The following is a 19,650-nucleotide window of genomic DNA, read 5'->3' as shown; positions in this document are numbered from 1 at the left end:
AACCTTCTCGCGATGCCTCAGCTTTTCGGCGCAGCAAGCGCGGCTTTGATCAAGGCCTTGGCGTCGTCGCTGTCCCAGGCGGCGGGGCCGTTCATTGCCGAGATCAAGCAGCCCTTGTCATCCATCAGCAGCGTGACGGGCAGGCCGAAGGCGAGGCCTTCCTTCTTCAGGGTGTTGAACACGCCCATCGAGGCGTCGCGATAATAGCCGAGGTCGTTGACGCCTGTTTCGGTGAGGAAGGTTTTCGGCTTTTCGTCATCGCCCGTGTCGATGTTGATCGCCACGACCTCGAACTTGTCGCTGCCGAGCTCCTTTTCGAGCGCGTTGAGCGCCGGCATTTCCTCACGGCACGGCACGCACCAGGTGGCCCAGAGGTTGACGAGCAGGGTCTTGCCGGAAAAATCGGCGATCGTCTTCTTCTTGCCGTCGGGGCCGTCGAACACGAGATCGGGCAGCGCGCGATGCTCGTCGACCGTGCGCATGGCGGCGACCTGTCCCTTGGAAAAGGGTGTCAGGGCTTCGGCCTTCGCTGCGGTGGCCGTGCAGGCGGCGGGATCGGCGGAAGCGACCGCGCCATTGCCAGACAGGCTTTCCTTCACGTATATCGCTGCACCACCGGCGAGAAGTCCGGCGAGCCCGGCAATGGCGATCAGTTTTCCTGCCGGCAGGCCGAGTTTCTTCTTCACTGTCATTTCACTCTCCAGGACGGGACCCATGGCTGACGGCACTTCCGAGACGAAATCCTCGAACCAGATGTGGGGCGGCCGTTTCGCCTCGGGACCGGATGCGATCATGGAGGAGATAAATGCCTCCATCGGCTTCGACAAGAAGCTTTACGCCCAGGACATCCGCGGCTCAAAGGCGCATGCCGAAATGCTCAGCCACCAGGGCATCATTTCGGCGGACGATAAGGAAAAGATCGTTCACGGTCTCGACACGATCTTGTCAGAGATCGAAAGCGGCAATTTCGAGTTCTCGCGCCGCCTGGAAGACATTCACATGAATGTCGAGGCGCGGCTGGCGACGCTGATCGGTCCCGCCGCCGGACGCCTCCACACCGCCCGCTCGCGCAACGACCAGGTGGCGCTCGATTTCCGTCTGTGGGTGAAGGAAGAGCTGCAGAAGACGGAGAAGGCGCTGACGGGCCTCATCGCGGCCTTCCTCGACCGTGCCGAGGAGCACGCCGAAACCGTCATGCCTGGCTTCACCCACCTTCAGACCGCCCAACCCGTTACCTTCGGCCATCATTGCATGGCCTATGTCGAGATGTTCGGCCGCGACCGCCAGCGGGTGCGCCACGCCATCGAGCACCTCGATGAAAGCCCGATCGGTGCCGCCGCGCTTGCCGGCACGGGCTACAATATCGACCGACACATGACGGCGAAGGCGCTCGGCTTCCGCGAGCCGACCCGCAATTCCATCGATACCGTGTCGGACCGCGATTTCGCCCTGGAGTTCCTGTCGATTGCGGCGATTACCGGCGTTCATCTGTCGCGCCTCGCCGAAGAGATCGTCATCTGGTCGACGCCGCAGTTCGGTTTCATCCGCCTGTCGGATGCCTTCTCCACCGGCTCCTCGATCATGCCGCAGAAGAAGAACCCGGATGCCGCCGAGCTGGTGCGTGCCAAGACCGGCCGCATCAACGGTTCGCTGATCGCACTCCTGACCGTCATGAAGGGTCTGCCGCTCGCCTATTCCAAGGACATGCAGGAAGACAAGGAACAGGTCTTCGACGCTGCCGAGAGCATCGAGCTGGCCATTGCCGCGATGACCGGCATGGTGCGCGACATGACCATTCGTACCGACAGGATGAAGGCGGCGGCCGGCTCCGGTTATTCCACTGCCACCGATCTTGCCGACTGGCTGGTGCGGGAAGCGGGACTTCCCTTCCGAGATGCCCATCATGTGACGGGCCGCGCCGTGGCGCTGGCCGAGAGCAAGGGCTGCGACCTTTCCGACCTGTCGCTCGAGGAGCTGCAGGCGATCCATGCCGCCATCACCGCCGACATCTTCAACGTCTTGACGGTCGAGGCCTCGGTCGCCAGCCGCAAGAGTTTTGGCGGTACCGCCCCTCTGGAGGTCCGCAAGCAGATCGCCTGGTGGCGGCAGCGCAACTGATCAGATTGCTTGCAGGACTCATCAGTAGATTAAGGGTGCACAAGGGCGGGCGAATTCGCTAAGGATGATGCCCACCCGATCACCGGCATTTCCAGGGAACGCTTCATGACACGCATCGACATCGGCAGGCTGGCTCTCGCGCTCTGCCTTTCCGCGGCGGTTCTGACCGCCTGTGGTCGCAAGGGCGATCTCGACCTGCCGGGCGGGGCTCAACCGGTCGTGAAGACCGTCGATGGCAAGAAGGTCGAGCAGGTCGAAGACAAGCCTTTCATCCTCGACCCCCTTCTCTAGTTTTGACGCAGTTCCCAACGCAAGGCCGCCGCGCGGTTTTGCCGGAACTGCCCCTGTTTAACGGACGAGACCTGTGAACCATTTCGAGCATCGCGACGGCATCCTCCATGCGGAGGACGTGCCGGTTCCGGAAATCGCCAAGACGGTCGGCACGCCCTTCTACGTCTATTCGACGGCGACGCTGGAGCGTCACTACAAGGTCTTCGCCAAGGCCTTCGACGGTGTCGATGCCATGGTGTGCTACGCTATGAAGGCGAACTCGAACCAGGCGGTGCTGAAAACGCTTGCCCGGCTTGGCGCCGGCATCGACGTGGTCTCGGAAGGCGAACTGCGCCGGGCGCTGGCCGCCGGCGTTCCTGCCTCGCGCATCATGTTCTCCGGCGTCGGCAAGACGCCGCGCGAGATGGATCTGGCGCTTGAGGTCGGCATCTACTGCTTCAACGTCGAATCCGAGCCCGAGCTTGAGGTGCTGAATGCCCGCGCCGTGAAGGCCGGCAAGGTTGCGCACGTCTCCTTCCGCATCAATCCAGACGTCGACGCCCGCACGCATGCCAAGATCTCGACGGGCAAGAAGGAAAACAAGTTCGGTATTTCCTGGGAACGCGCCCGCGCCGTCTATGCCCGCGCCGCCAGCCTGCCGGGCATCAAGGTGACCGGTATCGACATGCATATCGGCAGCCAGATCACCGAGTTGCAACCCTTCGAAGATGCCTTCAAGCTTCTGCGCGAACTCGTCGATACGCTGCGCGCCGACGGACACACGATCGATCACGTCGATGTCGGCGGTGGTCTCGGGATTCCCTACAAGACGGACAATGCGCCGCCGCCGCTTCCGGATGCCTATGCCGAAATCGTCAAGAACCAGCTCAAGGGCCTGAACTGCAAGATCGTCACCGAGCCTGGCCGGTTGATCGTCGGTAATGCCGGCATCCTCGTCACCGAGGTGATCTACGTGAAGGACGGCGGCGAGAAGACGTTCGTCATCGTCGATGCGGCCATGAACGACCTCATCCGCCCGACGCTCTACGAGGCCTGGCACGAGATCCAGCCGGTCGTCATTTCGGCGGCCAGCGCGCCGCGCATCCGGGCGGACGTGGTGGGTCCCGTCTGCGAGACCGGTGACTATCTGGCGCAGGACCGAGAGATGGCGCAGCCGAAGCCCGGCGATCTCATTGCCGTCGGGTCCGCCGGTGCCTATGGCGCCGTGCAGGCGGGCACCTACAACAGCCGTCTGCTGGTACCGGAAGTGCTGGTCAACGGGGCCGAGTTCCATGTCGTGCGGCCACGCCTCAGCTATGACGACCTGATCGGCCTCGATTCGCTTCCGGACTGGCTCGCCTGACCTTCGCAAGTGCTAAACCAGGCTGCGCGCGCGATCACGATTTTGCGTGCGCCCTCGTCTTCGCCACAAAGCATGTTATCTTTTGGCGGTGACAACCTGCAGCGGAGAGCGGCGATCGATGGCGATTGACACGCAAGGACAGCGCGAGACGGAAGCGGCCGGCAACCCGGTGGCCCGACGGCTTGCGGGCAAACGCCTTGCCGCCCAGACCATCCTCTATCTGGAGGCGCTCGCCCCGCGGGTGCTGCCGATCCTGCTTCTCGTCGCGGCGTTTCTCGCGCTGACCTGGTTCGGCTATTTTCGCCATGTTCCCACCTGGCTGCATCTTGCGACGCTGGCCGGCTTCGCGCTTGGTCTTGCCGGTCTGCTCATTCGCCTGCGCGGTATCGGCTGGCCTTCGATTGACAAGGCCTATCGCATGCTGGAGGCGCGCAATGCGCTGGCTCATCAGGCGATCCGGGTGCAGGAAGATCGGCCGGCCGGTGGCGGTGCCGTTGCCGAAGCGCTGTGGCGCGAGCACCAGAGCCGTATGGCACGGATGATCGGCGCGCTCAGGACCGGTGCGCCTGAGCCGGACATTGCCCGTCATGACCGCCATGCCCTGCGCGCCGTGCCGCTGCTCCTTGTCGCCATCGCCTTTGCCTTCTCCTATTCGAATCGCGGTGGTCTTCTGGCGGATGTGGTTACCCTTCGCGCGCCTGCCGAAACTGCGCCGGATGTGCGCATCGACGCCTGGGTGACGCCGCCGGCGCACACGTCGCGTGCACCCATTTTCCTGACCGGCAGCACGCAGGGCCAGCCGGGCGAGGCTGCCAAGGGCGAGATTCGCATTCCGCAGTTCAGCGAATTGACCGTGCGCGTTACGGGTGGCGGCGGCGATGAGCCGGTGAGTTACCAGGTGACGGGCGAGGCCACGGCGACGGCCATACGCCCGGAGGCGGAAAAGCCGAAGGATGAAAAGGCCGAGGGCCCGAAGGCCGAAGCGAAGGTGCCGGTTGCCGCGGCCAATGGCGCCAAGACCATGCGCTACAAAATTCTGAAGGACGGCACGCTCTCGGTCGCCGGCCAGACCTGGGCGTTTGCGGTCATTCCGGACCGCGTTCCGGAAATCGCCTTCGATGGTATTCCGAAAAAGACCGTCGCGTCGGCGCTGGAGATCAGCTTCGTCGCCAAGGACGACTACGGAATCCAGGAGGCTCATGCGGAGATCGTGCCGGTCGAGCAGCCGAAGGATGCACGTCCGCTCTATCCGCTGCCGGAGTACCGCCTTGACCTGCCGCGCCGCGCCGCGCGCGACGCCAAGGGCACGACAAGCCGTAACCTGTCCGAACATCCGCTTTCCGGCAAGCGTGTGAAGATCACGCTTGTTGCCAGGGATGCCGCCGGGCAGGAAGGGCGCAGCCAGCCCGTGGAGATGATCCTGCCGGCCAAGAATTTCTTCGAACCGCTGGCCGGGGCCGTCGCCGAACAGCGGCAGGTCTTCGCGCTCGATGCCAACCAGCTGCCGCATGCCATCGCGCTCAACGAGGCGCTGACGATCCGGCCGGAAGAGACGATCCCCAACCTCACGCATTACCTGCTGCTGCAATCGGCCAATGCGCGCATGAAGCTTTCCCGTACGGACGACCAGATGCGCGAGACGGCGGACTATCTCTGGGAAATCGCCCTTGGCATCGAGGACGGCAACTTGTCTTTGGCTGATCGCCGGCTGCGCGAGGCGCAGAAGGCGCTCTCCGAGGCGCTGGAGCGCAATGCCTCCGACGAGGAGATCGCTGCGCTCATGAAGGAGCTGCGTGAGGCGATGCAGGCCTATATGGAGGAGCTTGCCCGCCAGGCGGCCAAGAATGGCCAGATGCAGCAGAACGCCCAGCAGCAGGGCCAGATCCTGCGGCAGCAGGATTTGCAGCGCATGATGGATCAGATCGAGAATCTGGCCCGGTCCGGCGCGCGTGACCAGGCCCAGCAGATGCTCTCCGAACTGCAGCGCATGATGAACAACCTGCAGGCCGGTCGGCCGCAGCAGGGTCAGCAAGGCCAGCAGAACGACGCGATGCGCCAGCAGATGGACAAGCTCGGCCAGCTGATGCAGCAGCAGCAGAAATTGATGGAGCAGACCTTCCAGTTCGATCAGGCGTTGCGCGACCGCCAGCAGCGGGGCGATCCGATGCCGGGCGAGGGCGAGGAAGGCCAGCAGCAACAGCAGCCGGGCGACAATGGCGCCGGTCAGCAGTCGACCGACCAGATGACGGCCGATCAGCTTCGTGAGGCGCTGAAGAAGCTTCAGGAGCAGCAGGATGGGCTCGGCAAGCAGCTCGGGGAGATCCAGGAGGCGCTGAAGGGCATGGGGCTTGAACCTGGCGAAGGCTTTGGTCAGGCCGGTCGTGAGATGAAGGGTGCTTCCGAAGCGCTGGGCGAGGGGCAGGGCGAATCGGCTGTTGGTAGCCAGGGCCGTGCACTGGAGGCACTCCGCCAGGGCGCGCAGAACATGATGAGCCAGATGCAGGCCATGGGGCAAGGGCAAGGCCAGGGGCCGGGCGAAGGCATACCGCAGGCCGGGCGCAACGGCCGCGACCCGTTGGGCCGCGAGCGCGCGCTCAACGGACAGGGCCCCGACTTCGGCGGGCCGACCAAGGTTCCGGAAGAAATCGATATCCAGCGGGCGCGTGAAATTCTGGAAGAGATCCGTCGCCGTCTGGGTACCGGATCTGCGCCCGGTTTTGAACGGGATTATCTGGAGCGGCTGCTCGGAATCCGTTGAGGCGTGGTCAGGCGGCGAGTGCCGTTGCCACGGCGCGGCGGATGTCGGGCAGGCTGAATGGCTTGCTCACCACATCGACGATCTTCGAGGCAAGGTCGTCTGCCCGCTCGCGCTGTTCGGCATAGCCGGTCATCAGCAGGATTTTCAGCGCCGGATGGGCGGCTGACGCCTTGTGGGCGAGTTCGATGCCGTCCATCACAGGCATGCGGATATCGGACAGGAGGAGATCGAAACCGCCATCCGTCAGGGCGTCGAGCCCGGCTGCACCGTCCGGCGCTTCGACGGTCTCGTGGCCGTCCATGCGCAACGCCCGCGCCACGAAGGTGCGGAGCGAATCCTCGTCTTCGGTGATCAGGATCTTGGCCATCGGTTCCCCTTTCGGTCCGTTCATCCGGCCTTGTTCCGAGGGAACGGTAGGCCGGAGCGGTGCGCCGATTCCCGGTGCCGCTCCTTGAGTGAAAAGACCAGACTTTCCTTGTCGATCGGTAAACGGCCGATGGGGGAATCTGCGGTCAGGATAGCCTCAGGCGTCCGCGTCACCCGTCACGATGCCGACGAAGGGCAGTTCGCGGAAGGCATAGGCGACGTCCATGCCGTAGCCGACGACGAAATGATCCGGGCATTCGAAACCGACATAATCGGCTTCGAGGTCGGTCTTGCGCTTCTCGCGCTTGTCGAGCAGCACGGCGATGGTGACGTTCTTGGCGCCGCGCTCGTACATCAGTTCCTTGGCGAAGCTGAGCGTGCGGCCGGATTCGAGGATATCGTCGATCAGGAGGATGTCACGGCCGTGTACGTCGCTATCGATGTCCTTGATGACCTTCACGCCCTGCGAAACGGTGCCGGCGCCGTAGCTCGACAGCGTGATGAACTCGACTTCCGGGGCAAGGCCGGCGGCGTGGAGGGCACGGGTGAGGTCGGCGGCGAAGATGAACGAGCCCTTGAGGACGGCGATGACGAGAAGGTCTTTCGTCGGCCCGCCGGCGATATCTGCCGCCAGTTCTTCGTTGCGCTTGGCGATCGTAGCGGCGTCGTAGAGCGTTTCGATCTTCTTTCCGCGGACAATCTGCATCGCGAGGCGGCTCCTTGGTCGTAGGCAGATCCGGCAAACCCGATGGTTTTGCGTGCGGAACTGGGAGAAACAAAGGAGCCGATTAGCACAGTCAGCGAGCGGGCGCACCCTCGGCGGCAAGCGAAACCGAGACTTTCGGTACTTTTCCGCCACTGTGCGGAATGCGCAACGCGAAGGTCTCGCTGGCACCTGGGGCGAGTGCGGCAGTTTCGAGCGAGAGACGGTGGCGGAGCGTCTTGCCAGCGCCTTCGAAGACGATGTCGACCGGCGGGACGGCGGCAGTGGTGTTGCCGCCATTGGTGAGGCGGCCATAGACGGCAAGCACCTTCATGCCGTTGCGGTCGTCGACTGTCGTGATGACGTCGGCTATGCGCAGGGTCTCGCCCGGCTCGTTCTCAGGGAGTGCGGCCTTCAGGGCGGAGAGCCCGCCGGCATAGGCAAAGACGAAGATGAAGGCTGTCGTCACGAGGCCGGCAAAGGCACGGCCTGGAAGAAGCTGCAGGCCAGCCTCGCACAGCCGGGCACTGGCCGTGGCGATGCGGAGCAGCAGGTGATGTGGCTGTTCGGCAGATGGTGCAGGGCGGGCGGCGCGGCGATTGTCATTGCTGGTGCGGGCGGCAGTGCTGCGAATGACGATGAAATCGGCGTCGACCACTTCGAGACGTGCCGGAAACGGCTTTGCATTCCTGCGGGCTGGTGTCTTCGGTTCCGGCGGCAGAAGGTCGATCCGGCCCTTCGCCTCGCGTCTTGCCCTGAAGGCGTTCATCGCGACCTCCTCGTTCCGCCTGTGCCCTTCCGCGCAAAATCATCGGCGAAAAGTCGGGCATTGAATGAAATCCTTACCAAACGTAAACCATACTGGTTAATGCTTTGGAAACCCGACCGTGAAAGAGCCGTTTTCCTGTGCGACCTCGCCAGCGAACCTGCCTCGGCGGGCAAGGGTAACCCGCTTCTAGAACCGGATTGATCATTGATTCACTTCGAGAATGTCGGACTGCGCTATGGGATGGGCCCGGAGATTCTCCGCGACCTGACCTTCGATATTCCGCGCCGGTCTTTCCAGTTTCTCACGGGGCCTTCCGGCGCCGGCAAGACGACGCTGCTGCGTCTTCTCTTCCTCTCCCTGCAGCCGACGCGCGGTATCATTCGCACCTTCGACCGGGAGATTTCCACCATTCCGCGCGATGAGCTGCCGATGTTGCGTCGGCGTATCGGCATCGTCTTCCAGGATTTTCGCCTGCTCGATCATCTCACGACCTATGAGAATGTCGCCCTTCCGCTGCGCGTGCGTGGCAAGGAGGAGGCGAGTTATCGCGCCGACGTGCTGGAACTCTTGAAATGGGTCGGGCTCGGGGAGCGAATCAACGTGCTGCCGCCGGTGTTGTCGGGCGGGGAAAAGCAGCGCGCGGCCATTGCCCGCGCCCTCATCGACCGGCCGGAACTGCTGCTTGCCGACGAGCCGACCGGCAATGTCGATCCGCCGATGGCCCGCCGGCTGCTGAGCCTCTTCCTTGAGTTGAACCGTCTCGGCACCGCCGTGGTGATCGCCACGCACGACCTGTCGCTGATGGACCAGGTGGAGGCCCGGCGCATGATCCTCTCGCAGGGACGGCTCGATATCTATGACTGACGCGCCGCACGATACCGCCCAGGACGCCCAGCCGGCGCGCCGGCCGGAAATGAAAGTGCGCCCGACGGCACCCATCGTGCCGCAGGCGAACGTGTCCGGCAACGCGCTGATGCTCGTCATCGCCATCATGGCCTTTCTGGCCTGCCTCACCTTTGGCGCGGTCAGCATGGTGCGGGCGACGGCGGCGAGCTGGCAGAGCCAGATCTCCCGCGAGATCACCATCCAGATCAAGCCCGACGACAATCTCGACATGGAGAAGGCGCTGACGGATGCGCGTGACCTCGCGCTGACCTTCTCCGGCACGCGTGACGGCACGATCGTCGACAAGACGGCGACGGCGCGGCTGCTCGAACCCTGGCTTGGGGAAGGGCTGAACATCGACGAACTGCCGGTGCCGCGTCTCGTCATCGTGACCATCGATGAGCAGAGCCCGCCGGATTTCATGGCAATGCGGGCAGCATTGGCGCAGAAGATCCCGACGGCCTTCCTCGACGATCACCGTACCTGGGTCGATCGCCTCGTCGCCATGGCGCGCACAACGGCCTTCATCGGTACCGGCGTGCTGGTGCTGGTCTTTTCCGCCATGGTGTTGACCGTCATCTTCGCAACGCGTGGCGCGCTTTCCGGCAACCGGCACATTGTCGAGGTGCTGCATTTCGTCGGCGCGGAGGCAAGCTTTGTCGCGTCCGAGTTCCAGAAGCATTTCCTGAAGATCAGCCTGAAGGGTTCGGTGGCCGGCGGGTTCCTGGCAGCCTTGTTCTTTGCCGTCGCCGGCTTCTGGCAGGGGCGCTCCATCGCGACCCCCCAGAGCGACCAGGCGACGGCCCTGTTCGGCACCTTCTCCATGGGGTTCACGGGCTATCTCGGCATTGCCGGCACGATTGTCGTCATCGCGCTGCTGACGACGCTGACGGCCCGTTTCACCGTCATGCGGACCATCCACGAGATCGACCAGATCCGTTCCGACCCATCTCGCACCGACCAACTGCCCGACCCATGAGCCGGCCCAGACGAACCGCTGCCGCGAAACGGACCATCGGTTGCCGCAATCACGTTCTATGGACGGAATCATGAACGCGCTTGAACGGGCAAAACCGGGTCTGCCGCAGGGCGTCCGGTCTGAGGGGGAGGGGCGGCGGCGCAAGGGTCCCGTCCGCCTTGCCGTGCGTGCGCTGCTCGCACTCATCCTGCTTGCCGCCGCGGCGGGTACCGGCGGCTTCCTCTATTTTGCCGAAACCGTCGCTGCGCTGGAAGCGCCGAGCGATCCGAAGGCCGATGCTATCGTGGTGTTGACCGGCGGCTACCAGCGTATCGACCGGGCAATCGGCCTGCTCAAGCAGGGAGCCGGGCAGCGGCTGCTGATCTCCGGCGTCAACCCTGCCACCAGCGGCAACCAGATCCGCAAACTCACCCAGAGCTCGTCGGCGCTTTTCGAATGCTGCGTCGACATGGGCTACGAGGCGGTGGATACGATCGGCAACGCCAACGAGACGGCGCGCTGGATCAGCGATCACCAGTTCCGCCGCGTGCTCGTCGTCACCAACAACTACCATATGCCGCGCAGCCTGCTGGAGTTGAAGGTCATCGATCCCCGAACGGAGTTCATCGCCTATCCGGTCGTCAATTCGGACCTGAAGAACGGCAACTGGCTGCGCCAGCCGGGCGTCGTGAAGGCGATGTTGTCGGAGTACCTCAAGTACAGCCTCGCGCATATCCGTGCCTTTGCAGGGGCGGGCAACTGGTCCGGCCTTCGTGGTGACATGGCGGGCCTTTCCGGTGGTTGAGATCGCTGCAACGGGAGTTTCCCCGTCTTTGAATATCGTGTAGGGCGAAGGAACGCGTCCCGCTGACAGGCTGCCCGATGATCGCTTTCCGTTCCGTCCTCTTCAATACCCTCTTCTACCTGAACCTCATCTTACAGATGATCATCATGACGCCGGCCTATTTCCTGCTGCCGCGCAAAAAGGCCTATGGCGTCGCCAAGAACTGGGCGAGGAGCAATCACTGGCTCTTCGACAAAGTCGTCGGCACGACGTTCGAGATCGAAGGATTGGAGAACATCCCGGCCGATGGCGGTTACATCTTCGCACCGAAGCATCAGTCCTTCTGGGATGCCTATGCGCTGCTGCCCTGGCTCGACGATCCCTTCTACATCCTCAAGCGCGAGCTGACCTGGATTCCGCTCTTCGGCTGGTATCTGAAGAAGCAGCGCATGGTGCCGGTCGATCGCAGTGCGCGTGGCAAGGTCATGGCCGCCGTCATGCAGCGCACCAAGGAAGAGATGAATTCCGGCCGCCAGCTCATCATCTATCCGGAAGGCACCCGTCGCCCACCGGGCGCGACACCGGAATACAAATACGGCATCGCTCGCCTCTACCGGGATCTGCAGGTGCCTGTCGTGCCCGTCGTCATGCATCCGGGCCTGTTCTGGCCGCGCCGCAAGTTCATCCGTTATCCCGGCCACTTCAAGGTGCGTATCCTGCCGGCGATCGCGCCGGGCATGGATCCCGATGCCTTTCTCGCCCATCTCGTCGAGGTGATGGAGACGGCGAGCGACCGGCTGCTGGTGGAAACCGTCGCGGCAAATCCAAACCTGCCCCTGCCGCCGACGGCCGAGCAGCGGCTGGCGGAGCTGAAGGCGCACACCGCCTGATCAGGCGGGGCCTTGCGTGTGGAGGTTTTCCGCGGTGCGGCCGACGTCCTCCAGCCAATGGTCGCGGATACCCATGGCGCGCAGATGCGTCAGCGTGTTGCGCACATAGTCGATGTTGTGGCCGGACTTGCCGATGGCAGCGCTGACGGTCGTCGCCGCCTCCTCGATGGAGAGCGAGCCGGCGAACTGGTGATGGGCACGGTCGCAGATGTAAGCGAGCGTCGAGACGCGCCGGCCGTCGCCCAGCGTCGCGGCAAGTGTGCGCTCCTTGTAGACATGGGTCACCAGTTCCCGCTCGCGCAGGTAATCGACCACGGCCTCCTGGCTTGCGGGGGCAATGCGGAAGGCGACGCCGCGGCAGGAGCCGCCGCGATCGAGGCCCAGCACGAGGCCGGGCTTGGCCTCGGTGCCGCGATGGACCCAGGAGCGCACGCAGAGCGAACGGCGGAAGCCGAAGAGATGGGCCGGCTGCTGTTCCTCGAATTCGAAGCCCGGATTCCACATCAGCGAACCGTAGCCAAAAACCCAGAATTCGTTCATATCCACCGTCACCTGGACCATCTCTCAAAAAGCCGCCGCAATTGCCGGCTTTGACGCGCTTGCGGGCAAATCATGTCCGCCACCATTGGAGAACAGCATGGCATCGTCAAGCCACGCCGGCACATCCGGCGTCACGCGCAAACTCGTCCGGCTCGCCGTTGCCGTCGTTCTCGTCGTCGCGCTCTATACGGGCGGATGGTTCTACGCCGCAAGCTGGTTGAAGGACACGCTGGATCGGCAGCTCACTGCATCCTCACAGGGCATGCATTCGGCCTCGTGCAGCAACCTTTCCGTCCGCGGCTTCCCGTTCCGCATCGGCCTGTTCTGCGACGCGGTCGGTATCGACGATCGCCCGGCGGGTCTTTCGGCGACCTTCGGCGCACTTCGCTCGGCTGCGCAGGTCTATCGCCCCGGCCATGCGGTCGTCGAGCTCGACGGGCCGGCGCAGGTGCGCGTGACGCCCGATCTCGTCTTCGACGCAAACTGGGACCTCATGCGGGCAAGCGGCACTGCCTGGACGAACGGGCTCGATCGCGCCTCGGTCGCCTATGACGGGCTGAAGGGCCGGCTCAACGTGCCCTCGGAGGCCGTGTCGCTTGGCGTGACGGCTGCCCACGGCGAAAAGCACATCCGCCAGTCGGGCGGTGCGCTCGATGTCGCCGCCTCCTTCGACGCGCTCTCGCTCGATCTTGGCGACAGGGTGCTGCCGCCGCTTGATGTTGCGGCCGACATGACGATTGCCGATGCGGCGACATGGATTTCCGCCGAAGGGCCGCCGGCTGGTGCGCCGCTCGGCGCGAATGTGGAGCTGCGCCGCCTGTCGCTCGACCTCGGTGACGGCAAGGTGGCGAGCCTTTCCGGCCCGCTCAGGGTGGGCGACGATGGGTATCTCTCGGGTACGCTCGATCTCGACATTGCCGGCATCACGGTCTGGCGCGACCGGATTTCCGAGGCCTTTCCGGAGATCGCGGAAACGGCGACGCAGGTCGCACAGGTGATCGAAGGCCTCTCGAAGGGTGGCGACCGGGCCGTGGTAAAACTCAATGTGCAGGAAGGGACCGTTTATCTTGGCCTCTTCCCGATCGCCTTCATCCCGCCGGTCTGACGCCTCGTTCCGGCGGGATCCCGCGGAAAATGCTCAGCCCTTCTTGTCGGCGACCGGCCGGCCGAAGTTCGGTGCGGATGTGTCCTGGCCCGCATCGATGATCGAGCGGCGGATGGCGCGGGTGCGCGTGAACAGGTCGAAGAGCTTTTCGCCGTCGCCCCAGCGAATGGCGCGCTGCAGATAGGCGAGGTCCTCGGAAAAACGCGCCAGCATTTCAAGGATCGCGTCCTTGTTATGCAGGCAGACGTCCCGCCACATGGTCGGATCCGAGGCGGCGAGGCGGGTGAAATCGCGGAAGCCCGAGGCCGAGTATTTGATGACTTCCGATTCCGTCACGGTCTCGAGGTCGTCGGCTGTGCCGACGATGTTGTAGGCGATGATATGCGGCAGGTGCGAGACGATGGCGAGCACCTTGTCGTGATGCTCCGTATCCATTTCATCGACCTTCGAGCCGAGGGCTTCCCAGAAGGCGGCGAGCCGGCGCTTGGCTTCCTTGTCTGTGCCGTGCACGGGCGTGAGGATGCACCAGCGGTTCTGGAAGAGTTCGGCAAAGCCGGCGTCCGGACCGGAATGCTCGGTGCCTGCCAGCGGGTGGCCGGGGATGAAATGTACGTTCTTCGGCATGTGCGGCAGCATCTGTGCGACGACCGAGGCCTTGGTGGAGCCGACATCGGTGACGATGGCGCCGGACTTCAGGTGAGGAGCGATGTCCTCCGCGACCTTGCCGGAGGCGCCGACGGGCACCGACACGATGACGAGATCGGCGTCTTCGACGGCCTTGCCGGCGTCATGGACGTAATCGGTGCCGAGCTCGAGTTCGCGGGCGCGGTCGAGCGTCTCCTGGCTGCGGCTCGAAATGGTGACGGTCTTGGCAAGGCCCTTCGCCTTGACGGCGCGGGCGATGGAAGAGCCGATGAGGCCGATGCCGATCAGCGCGATCTTGTCGAAATGTCCGTCCGTCATGCCCTTCGCCCTTCGTTTCCGCGTGGGCCCGCTCTAGCGGGCGGGCCGGCATTTGTCGAGGGGATCAGCGTTGCGCGCGCTCGCGCGTCGTCGGCACGCCGTGTGGGGCGAGTACGGGCACGAAGACGCGGCGTGAGGCGCGTGCGGCAACGGGCAAGCCCTGGTAGAGTCGCTTCTGGGCCTCGACGATGATGACGCCGGAAAACATCGGCCAGAGCGTTCGGCCTAGCCGCTCGAAGGCGCCTCGTAATTTCTGCACGCTGCGCAGTTTGGAAGGCGGAAAGAACAGCGCCTCGGCCGAGGCGCCGGGTGTGAAGTTGGTCTCGCGCAACAGCGCGGTCAGTTGGCGGCGCGAATAGGGCCGGCCGGAGCCGAAGGGTGTGTGCTCCATGCGTGCCCAGACGCCACGCCGGTTCGGCACGACGATGACGAGCCGCCCGCCGGGGGCCAGCACGCGCCAGAGTTCCTTCATCGTCTCGCGCGGGTTTTCCGCAAACTCCAGCGAATGCACCATCAGAACGCGATCGACCGAAGCGTCCGGCAGTGGCAGTTCTTCGTCGAAGACCAGGGCCGTGGAGGAGAGCTCACTCGGCGGCCAGTTCACCGCACCCTGGCCCGCCGGCATGAAGGCGAAGGTGCGCTCCGTATCGGCGCGGAACCGTTCCAAATAGGGCACGGCATAGCCGAGCCCGACCAGCCGTTCGTCCGGCAGGCGCGCCCAGAGCGAAGCGAGTGCCATCGCGATCGAATGATCGGCGAGGCGCCCGAGCGGCGAGTGGTAGAATTCGCGAAGGTCGACAATATCGGCATGCATGACCTGAATGTGCGCGATGGGCCGGTGGACTTCAAGGCCGATTGCCTTACATTCCCGCCGACCGCTCTGCCAATGCGATGAGGAATGCATCATGATCCCGCTGGAAATAGACCTCTTTCCCTGCCGCAGCGACAATTTCGGCGTGCTGCTGCATGATCCGGCAACGGGGGCAACCGCGAGCATCGACGCACCGGAGGAAAAGCCGATCCTCGACGCGCTCGCCCGCCGCGGCTGGGCGCTCAGCCACATTTTTACGACGCACCATCACAACGACCATGTCGAAGCCAATCTTGCGCTGAAGGAGCGTTTCGGTGTGACGATCATCGGTCCGGTGCGCGAGACGATCCCGGGTATCGATCGCAAGGTGGATGGTGGCGACAGTTTTGACTTCGCCGGCCGGCGGGTCGAGGTCATCCTGACGCCGGGGCATACGGCAGGACATATCTGTTTCCATCTGCCGGCGGAAAAGCTGCTCTTTGCGGCTGACACGCTTTTCGCGCTCGGCTGCGGCCGGCTCTTCGAGGGCACGCCGGCGCAGATGTGGGACTCGCTGTCCAAGCTCGCCGTGCTGCCGGACGAAACGACCGTCTATTTCGGCCATGAATACACGCTCTCCAATGCGCGTTTTGCCAGGACCGTCGATCCGGACAATGCCGTGCTTGCAAGCCGCGTGGCGGAAATCGAGGCGATCAGGGCGGCTGGCGGCTTTACCGCGCCGACGACCATCGGCCTTGAAAAGGCAACCAATCCCTTCCTGAGGGCTGCCGAACCCTCGATCCGCCGCCATCTCGGCATGGCGGAAGCGCGTGACGCCGAGGTCTTTGCGGAAATCCGTGCGCGCAAGGACCGGTTCTGATGACGCCGCAGGATATCATTGCCCGGCTCGGCATGGAGCGCCATCCGGAAGGCGGCTGGTATGTGCAGACCTTTCGCGACACAGCGGGTGGCACGCGCGGGCATTCGACGGCGATCTACTACCTCCTGGAGCGGGGTGAGCGCTCGCACTGGCATCGGGTGGTGGATGCGGTCGAGGTCTGGCACCATTATGCCGGTGGGCCGCTGGCGCTTTCGGTGAGCGACGGTATGGAGCGGGCGGAGGCTCAGGTGCTCGGGCCGGATCTTGCGGCCGGTGAGCGGCCGCAGATCATCGTGCCGGCGAACTGGTGGCAATCCGCCGAGCCGCTCGGCGACTGGACGCTGGTTGGCTGCACGGTCTCGCCGGGCTTCCTCTTCTCATCCTTCGAGATGGCGCCTGCCGGCTGGGAGCCGGGTGCCTGATCAGGCCGGGCTTGCTGCGGTCTTGCGGAAGATCATGTCCTTGGCGGCGAGGATGGCACCGCCCGTCACCAGCAGGCAGGCAAGGCCGATGCGCCAGGATGGTTCGGCAAAGCCGCTGAGAATCAGCACGAGCGTCGAGAGCAGCGGTGCGGCATAGCTTGCGGCCCCGAGGATCTGGATGTCGCCGTTCTTGACGCCGAAATCCCAGGCATAGAAGGCCGCGCCGACCGGCAGCAGGCCGAGCCCGGCGATGGCGAGCCATTCGAAGCCTGTCTGCGGCCAGACGGTGGTTTCCAGCATCAGGTGGCAGAGAAGCGAAAGAAGGGCGGTTGCGAGGCAGAAGCCGGTTACCACATCCGTCGAGACCGCCTCGAAGCGGCGGGTGAGCAGCGAGTAGCCCGACCAGGTGAAGGCACAGAGAAAGGCTGCTCCATAGCCGATGAGGTAAGCCTCGTCGAAGGCGAAGCCGTTGCGGCCGACGATGAGCACCGTGCCGCCGAGGCCGAGAAACGCGCCGACGACATGGTTCCACTTCAGCTTTTCACCCGGCAGCAGCGCCGAGCCGACGACGATGAGGAGCGGCCAGAGATAGGCGATGAGGCCGGCTTCCACGGCCGGCGCGTTGCGCAGCGCGGTGAAATAAAGGAAGTGATAGCCGAAGAGGCCGAGGATGCCCGTGATCCAGACCTTCGCCGGCTGCCGAAGCAGCCTGGCGCGCTCCGGCCGGGCGATGAGCACGAGGATGCCGGGTAGGCTTCCGATGAGGAAGCAGACGGCCGAGAGCTGGAAAGGTGGCATCTTGCCGGAGGCCGCGGTGAAGAGCGCGAGCAGCGACCACATCAGGATCGCCGAAAAGCCAATCAGGGTTGCACGCGTCTTCAAGGCCGATCACTCCGGTCGTCCGACCGGAGCCATGTGTCAACCGCCGAAGCGCGTGGCCGAGACGGTGACAGGGCCGAGCTTGGTCGGAATCTGCACATAGACCGGAGCATATACCTTCGCTCCCTCGGCCTTGGCAAACCAGATTTCCATCGTCTTCAGCTTGCGCAGATATTCCACATCGTCGCGGCCCTTCTTGTAGCCGGATTTCGGGACGAAGCGGATGCCGCAGACGACGACCTCTCCCTCGAAGCCCTTGGTGGAATAGGGCTTGGTGCCCTTGGAGCTCAGCTTCAGGTCGAGGCGGCTCTCGCCGTCGAAGATCGGCAACGTCTTCGGGCAGACACGGCTTCCTTCCGGGATGATGAGGCCAGAGATCGGGTCGAGCACGGCGCGCATGTCGGCGGTGGAGACGGGCACCCAGTTCTTCGGCTTGCGCCGCGGCGGCGTCATGCTGGCGGTGATGACATTGCCGTTGTGGAAGGTCACGTCGATGGCGCGGCTGCGCTTGCCGCTCTTGTAGTTCACCGAATAGTTCGTGGCGTGCAGCCGGCCGCGGCTGACGGTGCCGGAAACCGATGTCGTACCCTTGGTGCTCGAGAAGATATCGGCAAGGCCGGCCGATTGCATGCTGCCGGAAATCGTGTAGCGGTTGCCGTTGAATGCCGAGCGGAAGGTGGCGGTGGCCACAGGCAGGCCGGACAGGCGGATGCTGTAATCCGTGCGGTGCTCGATTTCCGCCGAGGAAAGCGGCGTCGCGCTACCCGCCAGGGCAACCGACATGACTGCGCCTGCAACCCAAACCCGCCCGTTCATCTTCACGACTCCCATTGAGACGCTCCGCCTAGTCTGCCATTGCGGCGATTCTACGCCGTGGCAAAAGCCCGATCCATTTGCTCTTGCCTGCAAATCATGGCCCTTGGCAACTGAATTCCCGATGAACGGCAGGTTTGGCTTGACGTCGGCGTCGCGTGTGACTATAGAACCGCAACTTTCCAAAAAGGCCAGACGGACTGCGGCCGGTTTCGGTGCCGGAAACGTATTGTCCTGAACCAAGAAAAATAGGTGTACCATGTCCCGTAGTTGCGAATTGACCGGCAAGGGCGTCCAGTCGGGCAACAATGTGAGCCACGCAAACAACAAGACGAAGCGCAAGTTCCTGCCGAACCTGTGCAATGTCACGCTGATTTCCGATGCCCTCGGCCAGCGTTTCCGTCTTCGCGTTTCCGCTGCTGCCCTCCGCTCGGTCGAGCACCGCGGTGGCCTCGACGCCTTCCTTCTGAAGGCTGAAGAGAATGAACTGTCGATGCGCGCTCGTCTGCTGCGCCGCCAGATCGCCAAGAAGACCGCTGCTGCTGTCGCTGCCTGATTTCAGGCCCTAAGCTGCGCTGCTTTTATTGAGGCTTGACCGGGTTCCGGCCAGGCCTCAATGCTGTGTGCATAGCGTGGCGCAAAAAGCGCAATTCCGGACGCAACTCCTGGAATTGCTTTATTCACTCCAGCTGGTGGCATCACCCAGGGTAAAAAAATGCAAGCGAACCGCATTACGATTCTCTATGTCCTCCTGATGACGGCCGTCGTCGTCGCGTCAAACGTGCTCGTGCAGTACCCGCTCTCAGGCGAACTGTTCGGCATCGCCCTCGGCGATCTCCTGACCTATGGCGCCTTCACCTATCCGGTCGCCTTCCTCATCACGGACCTCACCAACCGCCAGTTCGGGCCGCGTGTCGCGCGCCGTGTCGTTGCGGCCGGTTTCCTCGTGGCAGTGGTGTTCTCCTTCGCGGTCGCCTCGCCGCGTATCGCGATCGCGTCCGGTTCGGCTTTCCTGTTCGGCCAGTTGCTCGACATCTCCGTCTTCAACCAGCTCCGCCGGCAGGCCTGGTGGCGCGCGCCGCTGATCGCTTCGCTGATCGGCTCGCTGCTGGATACGATCCTGTTCTTTTCCCTCGCCTTCGCGCCGGCCTTTTCCATCTTCGGACCGAACGATGCCTTTGCCATCGAATGGGCGCCGGTACTGGGTGTTCTCACCGCGGAAGCTCCGCGCTGGGTATCCTGGGCGTTCGGGGACTTTACGGTAAAGATGCTGGTCGGTATCGCCATGCTGCTGCCCTATGGCGCGCTGATGAGCAGGCTGAAGCCGATGCCGGGTGTCGAAAAGACCACCTGAGACGAGTGGAAATGGTGAATGAAGAAGAGCCGTCCGGCGT

Annotated in this window: 22 protein-coding genes; 13 read left to right on the top strand and 9 right to left on the bottom strand. The window is 63.9% G+C overall.

Annotation, left to right across the window (positions count from 1 at the left end):
- Positions 1-17 precede the first annotated feature (17 nt).
- The gene (locus EXZ48_RS27915) at positions 18-692 is read right to left on the bottom strand and encodes a TlpA disulfide reductase family protein (RefSeq protein WP_023513171.1); all 675 of its coding nucleotides are present in this window, start codon (positions 690-692) and stop codon (positions 18-20) included.
- 22 nt (positions 693-714) lie between these two features.
- On the opposite strand from EXZ48_RS27915, the gene argH reads away from it, so the two are divergent.
- The 4 genes from argH to EXZ48_RS27895 all read left to right on the top strand — a co-directional run bounded on the left by argH (position 715) and on the right by EXZ48_RS27895 (position 6,509).
- A complete protein-coding gene (gene argH / locus EXZ48_RS27910) occupies positions 715-2,118 on the top strand; it encodes an argininosuccinate lyase (protein WP_130520010.1) in 1,404 nt (467 codons plus the stop codon).
- A gap of 105 nt (positions 2,119-2,223) precedes the next feature.
- Entirely contained in the window at positions 2,224-2,409 is a 186-nt protein-coding gene (locus EXZ48_RS27905) for a lipoprotein (RefSeq protein WP_023513173.1), read from the top strand.
- 73 nt (positions 2,410-2,482) lie between these two features.
- The gene (gene lysA, locus EXZ48_RS27900; protein WP_050745500.1) at positions 2,483-3,751 is read left to right on the top strand and encodes a diaminopimelate decarboxylase; all 1,269 of its coding nucleotides are present in this window, start codon (positions 2,483-2,485) and stop codon (positions 3,749-3,751) included.
- Between the two features lie 118 nt (positions 3,752-3,869).
- A complete protein-coding gene (locus tag EXZ48_RS27895) occupies positions 3,870-6,509 on the top strand; it encodes a TIGR02302 family protein (protein WP_130520008.1) in 2,640 nt (879 codons plus the stop codon).
- A 7-nt stretch (positions 6,510-6,516) separates the two neighbouring features.
- On the opposite strand, the gene EXZ48_RS27890 is transcribed toward EXZ48_RS27895, so the two are convergent.
- From EXZ48_RS27890 to EXZ48_RS27880, 3 genes are all read right to left on the bottom strand, one after another.
- The gene (locus tag EXZ48_RS27890) at positions 6,517-6,876 is read right to left on the bottom strand and encodes a response regulator (protein WP_023513176.1); all 360 of its coding nucleotides are present in this window, start codon (positions 6,874-6,876) and stop codon (positions 6,517-6,519) included.
- A gap of 156 nt (positions 6,877-7,032) precedes the next feature.
- Positions 7,033-7,581: a hypoxanthine phosphoribosyltransferase gene (gene hpt, locus EXZ48_RS27885; RefSeq protein ID WP_130520006.1), complete on the bottom strand. Its 549-nt coding sequence runs from the start codon at positions 7,579-7,581 to the stop codon at positions 7,033-7,035.
- A gap of 91 nt (positions 7,582-7,672) precedes the next feature.
- Entirely contained in the window at positions 7,673-8,347 is a 675-nt protein-coding gene (locus EXZ48_RS27880) for a hypothetical protein (protein ID WP_130520004.1), read from the bottom strand.
- Positions 8,348-8,551: 204 nt separating this feature from the next.
- Here EXZ48_RS27880 and ftsE point away from each other — a divergent pair, with 204 nt between their 5' ends.
- From ftsE to EXZ48_RS27860, 4 genes are all read left to right on the top strand, one after another.
- Positions 8,552-9,211 carry a cell division ATP-binding protein FtsE gene (gene ftsE / locus EXZ48_RS27875; RefSeq protein WP_023513179.1) on the top strand — a complete coding sequence of 220 codons (660 nt, stop codon included), beginning with the start codon at positions 8,552-8,554 and terminating at the stop codon, positions 9,209-9,211.
- The gene (locus tag EXZ48_RS27870) at positions 9,204-10,211 is read left to right on the top strand and encodes an ABC transporter permease (protein WP_023513180.1); all 1,008 of its coding nucleotides are present in this window, start codon (positions 9,204-9,206) and stop codon (positions 10,209-10,211) included. The genes ftsE and EXZ48_RS27870 overlap by 8 nt, the downstream gene beginning before the upstream one ends.
- A gap of 70 nt (positions 10,212-10,281) precedes the next feature.
- Positions 10,282-10,995: a YdcF family protein gene (locus EXZ48_RS27865; RefSeq protein ID WP_130520002.1), complete on the top strand. Its 714-nt coding sequence runs from the start codon at positions 10,282-10,284 to the stop codon at positions 10,993-10,995.
- A 77-nt stretch (positions 10,996-11,072) separates the two neighbouring features.
- Positions 11,073-11,864, top strand: coding sequence for a 1-acyl-sn-glycerol-3-phosphate acyltransferase (locus EXZ48_RS27860; protein ID WP_130520000.1), 792 nt, complete (start codon positions 11,073-11,075; stop codon positions 11,862-11,864).
- Here the strand turns inward: EXZ48_RS27860 and EXZ48_RS27855 are convergent, their stop codons facing one another.
- Positions 11,865-12,416, bottom strand: coding sequence for a gamma-glutamylcyclotransferase (locus EXZ48_RS27855; protein WP_037405721.1), 552 nt, complete (start codon positions 12,414-12,416; stop codon positions 11,865-11,867). It lies immediately after the preceding gene.
- Positions 12,417-12,501: 85 nt separating this feature from the next.
- Between EXZ48_RS27855 and EXZ48_RS27850 the strand changes: the two genes are divergently transcribed.
- Positions 12,502-13,509, top strand: coding sequence for a DUF2125 domain-containing protein (locus EXZ48_RS27850; protein ID WP_130519998.1), 1,008 nt, complete (start codon positions 12,502-12,504; stop codon positions 13,507-13,509).
- A gap of 33 nt (positions 13,510-13,542) precedes the next feature.
- Here EXZ48_RS27850 and EXZ48_RS27845 read toward each other — a convergent pair whose 3' ends face one another.
- Positions 13,543-14,472, bottom strand: coding sequence for a prephenate/arogenate dehydrogenase family protein (locus EXZ48_RS27845; RefSeq protein ID WP_050745495.1), 930 nt, complete (start codon positions 14,470-14,472; stop codon positions 13,543-13,545).
- A 64-nt stretch (positions 14,473-14,536) separates the two neighbouring features.
- The gene (locus tag EXZ48_RS27840) at positions 14,537-15,286 is read right to left on the bottom strand and encodes a class I SAM-dependent methyltransferase (RefSeq protein ID WP_050745588.1); all 750 of its coding nucleotides are present in this window, start codon (positions 15,284-15,286) and stop codon (positions 14,537-14,539) included.
- 91 nt (positions 15,287-15,377) lie between these two features.
- Here EXZ48_RS27840 and gloB point away from each other — a divergent pair, with 91 nt between their 5' ends.
- Positions 15,378-16,142 (top strand): hydroxyacylglutathione hydrolase, encoded by a 765-nt coding sequence (gene gloB, locus EXZ48_RS27835; protein WP_130519996.1) that lies wholly within the window; start codon positions 15,378-15,380, stop codon positions 16,140-16,142.
- A complete protein-coding gene (locus tag EXZ48_RS27830) occupies positions 16,142-16,564 on the top strand; it encodes a cupin domain-containing protein (protein ID WP_023513757.1) in 423 nt (140 codons plus the stop codon). The genes gloB and EXZ48_RS27830 overlap by 1 nt, the downstream gene beginning before the upstream one ends.
- Here EXZ48_RS27830 and EXZ48_RS27825 read toward each other — a convergent pair whose 3' ends face one another.
- Positions 16,565-17,446 carry a DMT family transporter gene (locus tag EXZ48_RS27825; RefSeq protein ID WP_130519994.1) on the bottom strand — a complete coding sequence of 294 codons (882 nt, stop codon included), beginning with the start codon at positions 17,444-17,446 and terminating at the stop codon, positions 16,565-16,567. It abuts the gene before it with no gap.
- A gap of 36 nt (positions 17,447-17,482) precedes the next feature.
- The gene (locus EXZ48_RS27820; protein WP_371687682.1) at positions 17,483-18,274 is read right to left on the bottom strand and encodes a DUF3108 domain-containing protein; all 792 of its coding nucleotides are present in this window, start codon (positions 18,272-18,274) and stop codon (positions 17,483-17,485) included.
- A gap of 241 nt (positions 18,275-18,515) precedes the next feature.
- On the opposite strand from EXZ48_RS27820, the gene rpmB reads away from it, so the two are divergent.
- Positions 18,516-18,812 carry a 50S ribosomal protein L28 gene (rpmB, locus tag EXZ48_RS27815; protein ID WP_024270157.1) on the top strand — a complete coding sequence of 99 codons (297 nt, stop codon included), beginning with the start codon at positions 18,516-18,518 and terminating at the stop codon, positions 18,810-18,812.
- A gap of 159 nt (positions 18,813-18,971) precedes the next feature.
- Positions 18,972-19,610 (top strand): VUT family protein, encoded by a 639-nt coding sequence (locus tag EXZ48_RS27810; protein WP_023516504.1) that lies wholly within the window; start codon positions 18,972-18,974, stop codon positions 19,608-19,610.
- Positions 19,611-19,650 lie beyond the last annotated feature (40 nt).

Origin of the sequence: Shinella sp. JR1-6 (genome assembly GCF_004284735.1) — a bacterium.
Taxonomy (GTDB): Bacteria; Pseudomonadota; Alphaproteobacteria; order Rhizobiales; family Rhizobiaceae; genus Shinella.
Note: the sequence above shows the minus strand (reverse complement) of the source record. Positions and strands in the feature narration are given on the sequence as shown.